At 36.6% G+C, this 11,761-nt stretch carries 11 protein-coding genes and 1 pseudogene; 5 read left to right on the top strand and 7 right to left on the bottom strand.

Annotated elements, in window-relative coordinates; all coding sequences use genetic code 11:
* Positions 1-202: 202 nt before the first annotated feature.
* Positions 203-598, bottom strand: a complete 396-nt coding sequence (locus QD47_RS21745; RefSeq protein WP_044648094.1) for a GNAT family N-acetyltransferase — start codon at positions 596-598, stop codon at positions 203-205.
* Between the two features lie 233 nt (positions 599-831).
* Positions 832-999, bottom strand: a complete 168-nt coding sequence (locus QD47_RS34250; protein ID WP_152643848.1) for a helix-turn-helix domain-containing protein — start codon at positions 997-999, stop codon at positions 832-834.
* Positions 1,000-1,294: 295 nt separating this feature from the next.
* Between QD47_RS34250 and QD47_RS33950 the strand changes: the two genes are divergently transcribed.
* Both QD47_RS33950 and QD47_RS21750 read left to right on the top strand, forming a co-directional pair.
* Positions 1,295-1,384 (top strand): hypothetical protein, encoded by a 90-nt coding sequence (locus QD47_RS33950; protein ID WP_327204682.1) that lies wholly within the window; start codon positions 1,295-1,297, stop codon positions 1,382-1,384.
* Between the two features lie 164 nt (positions 1,385-1,548).
* On the top strand, positions 1,549-2,583 hold the full coding sequence (locus QD47_RS21750) for an IS630 family transposase (RefSeq protein WP_044648095.1): 1,035 nt from the start codon (positions 1,549-1,551) through the stop codon (positions 2,581-2,583).
* 110 nt (positions 2,584-2,693) lie between these two features.
* On the opposite strand, the gene QD47_RS21755 is transcribed toward QD47_RS21750, so the two are convergent.
* Positions 2,694-2,966, bottom strand: a complete 273-nt coding sequence (locus tag QD47_RS21755) for a hypothetical protein (protein WP_200893491.1) — start codon at positions 2,964-2,966, stop codon at positions 2,694-2,696.
* A 1,250-nt stretch (positions 2,967-4,216) separates the two neighbouring features.
* Here QD47_RS21755 and QD47_RS21760 point away from each other — a divergent pair.
* Positions 4,217-5,403 (top strand): annotated as a pseudogene (locus QD47_RS21760) (IS256 family transposase).
* A 907-nt stretch (positions 5,404-6,310) separates the two neighbouring features.
* Here the strand turns inward: QD47_RS21760 and QD47_RS21770 are convergent.
* The 3 genes from QD47_RS21770 to QD47_RS21780 form a co-directional block, all read right to left on the bottom strand.
* Positions 6,311-6,574, bottom strand: coding sequence for a hypothetical protein (locus QD47_RS21770; protein WP_044648097.1), 264 nt, complete (start codon positions 6,572-6,574; stop codon positions 6,311-6,313).
* Positions 6,575-6,635: 61 nt separating this feature from the next.
* A complete protein-coding gene (locus tag QD47_RS21775; protein ID WP_052646867.1) occupies positions 6,636-7,484 on the bottom strand; it encodes a DNA adenine methylase in 849 nt (282 codons plus the stop codon).
* 280 nt (positions 7,485-7,764) lie between these two features.
* Positions 7,765-8,649 (bottom strand): hypothetical protein, encoded by an 885-nt coding sequence (locus QD47_RS21780; RefSeq protein ID WP_044648098.1) that lies wholly within the window; start codon positions 8,647-8,649, stop codon positions 7,765-7,767.
* Between the two features lie 406 nt (positions 8,650-9,055).
* On the opposite strand from QD47_RS21780, the gene QD47_RS21785 reads away from it, so the two are divergent.
* Positions 9,056-9,331 (top strand): AbrB/MazE/SpoVT family DNA-binding domain-containing protein, encoded by a 276-nt coding sequence (locus QD47_RS21785; RefSeq protein WP_044648099.1) that lies wholly within the window; start codon positions 9,056-9,058, stop codon positions 9,329-9,331.
* Positions 9,332-9,475: 144 nt separating this feature from the next.
* Here the strand turns inward: QD47_RS21785 and QD47_RS21790 are convergent, their stop codons facing one another.
* Positions 9,476-10,864, bottom strand: a complete 1,389-nt coding sequence (locus QD47_RS21790; RefSeq protein WP_235332331.1) for a helix-turn-helix domain-containing protein — start codon at positions 10,862-10,864, stop codon at positions 9,476-9,478.
* Between the two features lie 243 nt (positions 10,865-11,107).
* Between QD47_RS21790 and QD47_RS21795 the strand changes: the two genes are divergently transcribed.
* The gene (locus QD47_RS21795) at positions 11,108-11,560 is read left to right on the top strand and encodes an AbrB/MazE/SpoVT family DNA-binding domain-containing protein (RefSeq protein WP_044648100.1); all 453 of its coding nucleotides are present in this window, start codon (positions 11,108-11,110) and stop codon (positions 11,558-11,560) included.
* Positions 11,561-11,761: the final 201 nt, after the last annotated feature.

An 11,761-nucleotide genomic window follows, 5' to 3' on the forward strand; every position in this document is an offset into this window, starting at 1 on the left:
TAAAAACCAGCAAGCTTTAATAATTTGTGACCGACAAGTATCATCCGAAATCTTGGCGAGCCGTATACACGACTGAACCCCTCCAAACTCGTGAATCGATTGTAAATACTCAAATGGGGCAAAACCTAGAAACATTGAATGGCCATTACATTATCAATAAATAAATATGTTCCTTGTTCCTAACTTTTTCTCCATACTTATTTCATTTTAACGAAGGCACGTAATGTAAAACCATCTCTTCTCCAGAAGAGATAAATCCTAGCTTCTCCCAAAAAATCTTACTTCCTTCATTTTGCGGTATCAAGTAGACCGGCTTGCCTAGAACTACAAACTTTAGGAAGTATTCAATAATCTTCTTCCCATGTCCATTTCTTTTTTTTAATACTTCAAAGAGACTGATTTCAATACCATCATACATATCAGAATGCTGGTAGTCTAACAGTCCGATAATTTGCCCAGAGAGAACAATTTTATAAACACCATCAATTAGATATTTTCCAGGCATTTCACTAATTAATATCATGCTCCACAAAGAATCCAAATTATACTTATTAATTAAGCTCTCTAATTCTCTAAATGTACACTCTTCGAAAACCAATTCTTAACCCCCTAGAGAAATCTACACTTTACGTGACCGTGTAAGTAATCCCAAATGTTCATTTATGCATATTCCCAATTTCTTTTAAGATTGGCTTCAGTCAGTCGTCGATTTCAAACCATTTATAATTTTTCAAGCTGTATGATAACTTCTTGTTTAATATTTGATTTTGTTTCTTCTACTGCATCTTCACATCCTAATTTCACACCTTCATATTCTCGACCTGTTAATATCTAATCTGTACTCACATCATAATATTCAGAGAGAGCAAGAACTAAATCAAGATTTGGTTTATTACGGTTATTTTCAAGATTCCCAATCGACCCTTTTGTAACATTTTTATAAAAAAACCGATTAGTGGACTTATCGTAAACACATATCTTAAGATCTCTAACTAACATTTAAACAGTAAGTCCTCTGCCTTCTCTAAGTTTGCGGCATCTGAAACCAATAGTATTTAACATAAATTTAATCCTTCCAATATCAAACTAGCAATGCTACCTTAAGAACAAACGGGAATTCGTGGGATTTATGCGAAGGTTAAATTGACGCTCGTAATTCAAGTCATTATAGTCCGTCTTCCTTTCCCTGTCCCAACAGACCCGGTGAACGATTATAAGAGATCACTAACGAAATATCCTTTTGAAGAAATCACCTTACCGGAGATGTTAATTAAGACAAGGCATAGGTAGACTGATTAGAAATGAAACCGACTTGGGAGTATTAAGCATTTTAGACCCCGCCTGTCTGCCACACAAAATAAACATTACAGAGAAAATATACTGAGAATGCTTCCATTTAAAAACATGACAGAATCAACCGATGATATTAGATCGTTTATTAATAAAAATTAACATCTATATAGAACGCAATTAAGAAACTAACAATATCACTGCAATCGCCAAATGGGGTAATGAATACTAACGACTCCACCCAAGGCGGCGATAAAGATGAAGAGTATAGAAATCGAACGTTTGAATAAAGCGATGAAACAAACATCAGATAAACGGCTTTATGAAAGAGTTCTGGTGATCCGTCTACGTCTGGAAGGACTTACGTTTGAAGAGATCGGTGAACTCCTAAACCGTGCGCGTCAAACCATCAGCATCTATTGGCAAACGTACCAAACCCAAGTACTACTTGGCCTGAACATGGACCATTCTCCCGGAAAACCGGCCAAACTCACAGAGGAGCAGCGTAGCCAGTTAGCCCAGATGCTGGAACAGCAGCAACCCGTCGATGTTGGTTTTGAAGCCCGGTACACCTGGACTCTTCCGCTGGTGGCGGAGTGGATCCAGCGAGAGTTTGACATCACGATGAGCGTGCGCGGGATCAGCGCGATGCTGAAGCGGATGAATTTCAGCTTTACTAAAGCGACCTATTCGTTAGCCAAAGCCGATGAAGACGCCCAAGCCTTTTTTCGCAAGCACATCTTCGCTGAGCTTAAGAAGCAGGTAGAAACGGAAGAGAACGATCATCTGCTTTTTGAAGACGAATCGATGATTCGTTCCTACCAAGCCCTGCAATACAATTGGTTTCCACGCGGCAGACAACGCAAAGTGCCAACGCATGGCAAACATGAGGGCGCTAAGTTGTTTGGAGCGATAAATTATGAAACCGGACAAGTGCATCACCGCGAAGAAGAAAAAGCCGATACAGCAGCCTTTATTCGCTTTCTACAGGATATTCTTGGCGCCTACCCCCATGGAAAGATTGCCATGATTTTAGACAATAGCCGGATTCATCATGCCCTCAAGCTGCAGCCTTTTTTGGAGGCGCATCCACGACTGCATCTGGTTTTTCTGCCACCGTACAGTCCCAATCTTAATCCGGTTGAAGGACTATGGCTGTGGCTCAAAGCCGATGTGGTGAACAACGTCTTTTTTGAAAAATTCTATAAGATTAAGCTTCATGTCAGCCAATTTATGAAGCGAATCAATAAGCACCCCATGAAAACGATAGATCGTCTGCTCGTCAGGTTATAATCTTAATTGCGGTTTATATAGTTTAGTGTTGACAGTCCAAGCTTACCATTAAAATTTTAATGGTAAGCTTATATTTCGACGTAGACCTTACATATCATACTAATCTAACCCTATTTTTCAGTCGACACTTGAATCTCCACTGGCAGTGCTGCTCCCGTCAGACCCCCTGATAGATTACCATCAGTCTTTTTGTTAGATCTTGCTTTTATCCAATTAAAGTAATGTCTGTTCCCTTCCAAACTATTTCCCTCTAAAAATTGATCCACAGTTATTTTTAGAGTTTCATCTAAATACTCTTGTAAATTTTCTCGGGTAGTATAAAAATTAAACTCGCCGTATGTGTTGTTCGTAACCAGTCGTATCTTAGGTGCTTGTTCATTCATTGTTGTTAGTCTCCTCGTTGTCAGCTCTTATAAAAAGTATAAGTTTAAGAAGCTTTTATAACTGTGGGTTCATGCATCGAAATTCCATTGGAAGATGGAATTTCTCAACAGACATGATCAATATTTCAGCCAAAATTATCAATCTCTCATTATTAGCTATAAAAACTGCATTTTCATATGGTGTATTGATTTCTATATTGTTAATGTAACTGTCATTTTAAAGTTTTCGATTCTATATTATTATCGACAAAAGGACGAAAATTTTGAGTATTAAAATAATTATACATTTAACGGTTTTCAATTTATAAATATTAAGTTTTTACAATCATTTCAATTCCTCTTGTTAAAATACGTTATCAATTTTGTTGAGAAAAGAAACGATAAAAATCAACACCTTTCTTCCAGACTATCTCTGGGATTAAAATAAAAGAAATAATAACAAAAAAATCTTCTAAAATTACAATTACAAAAGGGAAGGAATTTAAAGTTACATTTGCTATAGACACTCCGAGGAATCCAACTATTTCAATAAGACCAAATATTCTTCATTATTAATAAATAATTTTTTCATAAGCCCCCTCCTCTTCAGTACTTTATGACCCCTTATTTTCGAAAGTCTTTATTGAAACGTAATTATATTCCCGATCTCAGGAAACTTCCACAGTAACAGTGTATAAAACGCTTCTTCCGGCTAGAGATTTTTTAAATCTATACTGAGTTGTATGTCACAAAGTGGAATTATTTTAATCAGAAATAGGACAATTCACTTTACCCGATTATAAAAGTACGGCATGTTGAATTGACTACGACTATCTTACTACACTTTTGATTGATTACAGAAACACCATTCAGAAATCCAGATATACCACATGTGTTTAATGGAAACAAGCAAGAAGAGAATAACAGGATTAGAAAATTTTAAAACAGTAAAAAGCCCAAGCAACCTAGGACTACAAGGTGTGGGCTGGTTATAGATGACGAAGAAGATTACTTAAGATAGAAGATGAATAATAAACTGTCTCACTTACTAATTGAAACACAAGGAATTAAAAAGAAAATAAAATGTCATCAAAGATTTGCTAACTACCTTTTAATTTTCCAGCGATTATCGAAATAGTATGTAAAACAATCACCGAAATTTTCAGGCCCTCTCTCTTGACACTCCCCGGCTAAAGCAGAGTCTGTAAAATAGATTGTGAAAACTCCCAAAACCATTAAAATGGTAATCAAAGAAAGGTTGGGGAGCGCACATGGGACTTTGGACGAAACAGCAACTGAGAGCGTTCATCAAAGAGAATAAGCTGGTGACGGCTCAAGATGCACAGAAGGCTTTAAAAGAGTTATTTGCTGAAACTTTGCAAGAGATGTTGGAGGCCGAGCTGGATACCCATCTGGGCTATGAGAAACATGAAGTCCAAGCCAAAACTACACGCAACAGCCGTAACGGAAAAAGCAAGAAAACGGTGGTGAGTGAATACGGCGAACAGGAGATCAGCGTCCCTCGGGACCGGTTGGGTGAATTGGAGCCGCTGGTCGTGAAGAAACATCAATCGAATGTCACCGGCATCGAAGACCAGATCGTTGCGCTCTATGCCAAAGGAATCAGCACACGGGAGATTCAAGATCATTTATAGCGGCTCTACGGGATTGAGGTTTCGCCTACGCTCATTAAAGAGTGGCAAAATCGACCGCTGCAAGGCGTATATGCGGTCGTCTTTCTGGACGCGATTCACTTCAAAGTCAAGCCAGATGGAGCCATTGTGAACAAAGCGGCGTACATGGTCATCGGTATCGATCTGGATGGGACAAGGATGTACTCGGCATGTGGATCGGTGAGCATGAGTCCGCCAAGTTCTGGCTTAGCGTTCTGAATGAGCTGAAAAACCGGGGCGTTCAAGATATTCTCATCACGTGTGTGGTTAATCTAACGGGCTTCTCTCAAGCGATTACGGCTTGTTATCCCCAGACGGAAATTCAGAAGTGCATCATTCATCAAATCCGCAATTCGACCCGTTATGTCTTGTACAAAGATCTGAAAAAGGTCACCGCAGATCTTAAACCCATCTACAAAGCCACAACCGAAGAAGCCGCTCTGGCTGAATTGGATCGGTTTGAAGAAGCCTGGGGCACGAAATATCCACTCATTGTTCAATCGTGGCGCAAGAATTGGGATGAGCTGGCGACCTTTTTCAAGTATCCACCGGAGCTTCGCAAGCTCATTTATACCACGAACATCATCGAGAGTTACCATCGCCAGCTTCGAAAAGTCACGAAGGGCAAGAGTATTTTTCCGAGCGATGAAGCTCTGCTCAAGATGCTTTACCTGGCTACCATGGATGTCGTTCGCAAATGGACAGGTCGGGTTCAAAACTGGGGACAAATGCTGCTTCAATTGTCTATTTTCTTTCCAGACCGCGTAGGTCAGCACTTACGATAAGGGGTATCCCCCCACTGGTAACGTATTCCAAATGAGTTTACACAAAATTATTGACAGACCCCTAAAGCAAAATCAAATATTCGCACGATCAAATCTTTCTCTAGTAAATATTAGATATTCAATTTTTTTCATGTTATCATTCTCCTTATGAAATAGTATTTCATCAATTAATTTCTTAAAGGGATACCTTGAATATCTTACCTGTTTTTTCATTGCGTATTTGAGTTACTTCTCCATAGATATAGTTATCTCTAATGAATTCCACTGATTTTTCTTCCTCTTTAGAAAAAAAGCTTCATTAGTTCGTCAGCATTCTCAACTACATAAATTCCATAGTTTTCTGGATACTGTTGATGATATGCGTAAAAAAGTTTCATAGTTCATGATTACCCCATTCTCTGTCCATCTTTTTGAAAATCAGATTTTTCTCTCATTCCGATGGTATACATACTTGACAAATTTTGAAATTGATTCTTCAAATCGTTTCCAATTGCAAATCAGAAAGTACAGTAAAACTAGTGTTAATAGTGCTCCACCAAAAAGAACAGCATATAGACTAACCTCTGCAAAAACAGAAAACAATGCGAACCAAATAAAAGTTAAAATCAGTAAAGAAGCGCTAACTATTATTAGTTTCTGCGTGAAGTACACTATAAAAGGTTCCTGTTGAGATTTACTGTACGATGTAAAACTGAAAATTATTATTAAAATAATTACCGCAAGTGTTATTATAGCTGTGGGGGATATAAACATTGAACCGCTCCCTTCATCTGTATAAATATACTAGTATTATATCATAACGGTGCTAGTGATTTTCAGAGGAACGGAACTGGGTGTGCTCTGGCTCTTCCTCGAATGAAAAAAAAACCAGCCACTAGGCTGGTCATTCGACTTTTTTTAAAAATATCTATGCAAATTGGAGTTCATTCCACTCCTTAATGATCTCATTTTTTGAAGTAACACTTAGCGAATTAAACGATATTTCATTATTATCCAAATCTGTTATATGTCGAGTATAATTACCTGTTAGTTCCGATTTTTCGAATGTGATAATTAAGTCTCTATTATCAAAACACATCCCTATAGCTTCTAGGGATTCTACAGATTTATTCTCTTTTTTCATTAATTCATTAAAGTAATTTCTCTCGTTATATATAATAGTTCGAACCATTTTATATTACTCCTTTATCACTAATAAAAAGTTTGGTTTTATTATTCTCAATTATTTACTTCTAAAATAATGTTAGAGGCACATGTTCTTCTTCAAAGTTCATAAAGAGATATTCAGTTTCTTTTCTCTTTTTCTCACCTTTAGAAGCTTTGGTTATCGTGGATACTACTTTTGTTTCTAGTGTTGTAAAGCGCCATCCTTTATATAATTCAAGAATAAATGGGTGGCCATAGTACGTAACCAAACACTTACCCTTAATGTTGTGTAACATGTCAGCTAAATCACGAAAGTCTTTTTCGCTAAAATTACCTTTATAATAATGAGACTTTCCATAATACGGGCTATCAACAAAAAAGAATGTTTCTGGACTATCGTATCTCAAAATACATTCTCTAAAGTCCAATCTTTCTATCATTACTGTTCGAAGTCTTTTTTCAAAATCATTAAGTCGACGAATTGAGTTTTGATAGTCAGTAGCTGTAGATTTTATTTTGGATGATCTCCAGCCGGAAGGAATATTGTTGGAAGGGATAATCATTTGGCGAAGCAAGTAATACCAAATTACAGCTCTTTGGAAGTTATCTTCAGGTAAGGATTCCTTTGCCCAAGTTTCATAGAGATGACGTGAAGTCGGTATACTTACTAACGCTTCGATTAAATCGTCTCGACGGGATCTAAGCATCATTAAGAAATTAACGAGGTCATAATCTATGTCATTATATATTTCAACTTTACTGGGTGCTTTTTGAGTCAGAACGTGTCCTCCACCACCAAAAACTTCGCAATATGTGTAATGTTCAGGTATATATGGTATTATATGTTTAGATAGTAAACATTTGCCTCCAATGTACCGCAAAGTACTCTTTGGTTTGTCTGTGTTAAACGGGCTGTTTGTTGAGAAGGATTGCATAAAAGTGATCCCCTTTTCCGTAATCTTAGTAAAGCTAGATTCGGAAAATGGCAGGAATCTTCGTTTTCCTCACATATGGCTATTACAGGGGGTCATATGAGTGCTACTTTTCCACAATTGGGAGATGAGCCAGAGGTGGCCACAATGGACTGTCTAAACGGGTGTTTAATCATGCTAGGTCCCCAAAAGCAAGTACCCGATCCTCCTTCGCACCAAAAATTAGAGGATCACTCTTTGTATCGACTCCTCATCTAACAATTTATTCATAGATTTCTCCTTATTATAGCAATGCTATTCGTAACTTATTAAGTACTGCCGAGATTTTATTTTCCATTTGAAAAACGTAATCTCTTTTAATTAAATATTTTGTATACTTCGCGACCAGCTTCCCGTTGCGACCTTTAATTTTTTCATATCTCTCACGTTCTTTAAATAACGACGGTAGTGAGTTTTTTCCCATTAGAAATTCTTCAACCTCACCATTATCTTGATGTTTAAGCATCGATTTGAATTCGAATTCAGCTGTATCGCTATCTTTTTTTCGATTGCCATAGCTCTTTAGCAAGTCTTTGATTTCTTCAAAAATGGTTTCAACCCCGTAAAGTTGTGCTTTGTGGTCATATTTCTTCAAAATTTCTTTGGCCATTACGGGGGTGAGCCATTCTACTTCGGAGATAATCATATGCTTTTCTCGCTGAATGTCTTTTAGTCGTCTTCGATTACCCTCCTCTTCTATAAGAGTTTGATAATATCTAGGTTTACTAGATAAAGAGATACTCTCTCCATATATTTTGAAACTGATATTGTTTCTCTCAAATAGCTCTCGTAATGGATCTGACATGATCCGGCTCATATGCAATTCAACGAATGGTATTGGATCATAAGTTTTTACGAACTCTACTATGTTCTTAGCAAACTGTTTTGCGACAGACCGTGTAGTTAAAATTTGAGGGTAATCATCAATAGTCTGTTCGTAGGGGATAATTCTTTGCTCAAAGTGACTCAAAAAAAATATATCCTCTGTAGGGAAATCACGAATTTCCATGTAGTGGATAATTTCATTTACCCATCGACTTTTAGGACTTTGATAAAATTTGTAGGCCGGCAGAGGGATTTCTTGACGTGTTTTTGATTCAGTAATAAAAGCTATACGATGTCTAATCATCAACATTTTCCTTTCTTTATCTTTATTAGTTAAACAAATCATTAAAGAACAGCGCGTTATGTCATCGATTGATTAAAAAACAAAAAACACTTTCCCTAAATGCAAAAGAATTCTGTAAAATACAGATTTGCACTTAGGAAAAGTGTATGTTTTAGAACATAATAGCAGATAAGTCGCATGACACTGCTCAAAATAATGATTTGCTATATCCTTAGTATAAGGTAGATATAAGTTTTATGTAAAGGCAATCCCTGATGTTAAATAGCACTTATCTTGAAACAACAACTCCAATTAGGAAACTAATGGTTACCAATTAGAACCATGCACTTCTTTTTTTATTCCTTATTTAGCATAACTTTCTTTCTTGTTTATACTATTTATATGAAACAAATGAGGAGGATTTTCATTGAGTGGTATAGCAAGAAAGGTAAATAAATACGGGAGAATAACCATACCGATAGAGATTAGAAAACTATTAGATATTGATACGGAGACAGATTTAGAGCTTCTGGAAATTGAGAATGGAATTTCTCTAACTCGAATTACCGGGAATTCATGTGTGTTTTGTTGTAGTTTAAACCACCTAATAGCATTTAAGAGGAAGGTTATCTGTATTCATTGTGCAAAGCAAATTAAGAGAACACCGCTTCCTAATGAAGAAGCTTCAGCTCCCATGAGATGAAGCTAATATGGTGAACAGAACCGACCAGCGTAGTGCTGGGTCGGTTTTGGTATCAGTGGGCTTTTTTAACCATTACCATTTTGAATCAAAGGTTTAAAAATAGGTTCATGTGCAAGAACTGGCACTATAAGCACCAATAACAAACTAGTCGCCAAGCATAATAATGCGATTTTTCTTTTCATTTGCGTGTACCCCTTTTATAATTTTTTGGTAGTTTGCAGATGTTTCTGAAGTAGCCATATCTCTAAAACTTTCAAACAACCCTACACACTTAATTATATATGATTTATTATTTATTGAGGCAGATTTTTCCAAGCAAGATATCAAAAAATCATAACCCCTTGAAAATTTATTTTGATTTAAAAAGTATTCTGTTAATTCGTATAAAAGATAAATTACATACTCCAATATAAGATTTACTGTGCATGTCCCTACGGAGAATTGCTGTTGTGTATAAGAATTAATTTCAGACTTAAACTGTTGAAGTATGTGATCTACATTGATATCAAAACGGTTTGCGGCTTGCATGATGTTTACTAGTATAGGAAGCAATTCATCTTTGTTAGATTCAATATAGACGAGATATTCAGGAAGGATGCCAATATCTCCAGACAACAGTTTGTTACCCAAAACATTGGCCCGAGCCCATTCTTGAAAAAGTCCCATCCAATATACAGTCTGTTCATCTGTTTCCTTTACCCAGCTTAAATCTGCGTATGCATAAGTATATTGTAGTGCCTGTTCGTAATCTCCTTTCGCTTCAAAAATGCTTGCACGAAGTAACTTTGAATATGCAAGGTAGAAAAATAAGGGACGCTCAGGACTATTTTGTTTCTTGTCCTGGTTATCTCTGAAATATTGAGATTGGGCTTTATGCTCCAACTTTTGACTGAACTCCTCCACTTTATCCCATCGTCCTAATGAACGATATGTATTTGCTAGATCTTTCAGAGCATCCAGCTGATCCATTATGTTAAGTCGATCCACGTAGGTTTCAAACCGACTAGCGATTTGATACTTTCGTAGTTGGTCATCCCCTTGACCTATTATAAACAAACGATATTGGCACATTGCCAGCCGTTCAGAGTGTTGATATTTTTCACTGTCAGCAACACATTCGTAAAGCATAGCGGCCGCCGCATATTTTCTAGTGTGGAAAGATTCTTCAGCTATTTGAAATAGTAAAGGGCTATATACTAAATGATCCATCAGTAATAGTATTATCTGTTCTACACAGTTTAACTTATCTAATTCTATGGATCTGCATAACAAAGGGTGAATTCTACGCCAATTCAGCTGGTTTCCAAGCAAATGGTCTTCGATATACTGTTCATAGAGATAACCTTCAGGATAGTCTAATACATCGGTAATTGCGTCTAACTGGTGTATAGAGATTGGTTGTTTACCACTGAAAATTGTGCTTACAGTCCCCTGATTTAGACCCGCCAAATTTCCGAATTTAGACATACTTAGTTGATTTTTTTTCATGTAGTTTTCCATAGCTGTTATAATCGTGGTGATTGAACTCTCCAAAATAACCACTCCTTTAACAATAGCATCGATATCTCACCGCGTTGGTACCAACAAAGTGAACTAGAGTTTCGATGGCAGGTAATCTAGTAACATTCATCTTGACTTAAGTATACCATCTTTTGGAACTAATATAAATAATTTAAACATTTACTGTAATTTAAACCATTCATTTCGATTCAAATATTTATGTATGGATTTTTTTCATGTATAATTACTATTATACATTTGTAAAGGGTGAGTGATGTGAAAAGTACAGGAATGACACGTCCCATAGATACGCTTGGTCGAATTGTAATACCTAAAGAAATGAGAACTTCAATGGATTTCAATGTAGGTGACCCTGTCGAAATATTTATGGATCAAGAAACAGGTACTTTGGCTTTCCGGAAGTACACCGGTATGTCTTGTAAGATGTGTGGTTCATTAGAGCAATTAACGTATTATAGTGGGAGTTTTCTATGTCTTGCTTGCATACGGGAGATGAAGAGTGAAACAAAAACAAACTCTACCCCTAAAAAGGACTCGTCTAATATAATAGCTCCAGAAAAGCGAAATCGTACTTACAAATCGAATCAATTAATGATTAGCAAACTAAAAGATTTAATGTTGGAACTTCCGGAATTATCACAAATGGAATATGCAAAAATACTTGGCACCTCTCAATCTCGAATTTCTCAACTCAAAAAAATGCTATAAACTCAACTTCGCACATCTAATCCTTTAGAGCAAGAGCCTTGCCCACAGGTTACTTCATCGCAGAGAACAACAGCTGTAACCTGAATGTCATAAGTCAGCTCCTACAACTGTTTGTCATCATTTAGCTCTGCTACAGCAATACTTATTCTCTTTTAAAGTGGTAGCTTTAGTTCTAAAAAATTGGGCCATAATCTTTTTTTG

The organism is Paenibacillus terrae, from assembly GCF_000943545.1.
GTDB lineage: Bacteria > Bacillota > Bacilli > Paenibacillales > Paenibacillaceae > Paenibacillus > Paenibacillus terrae_A.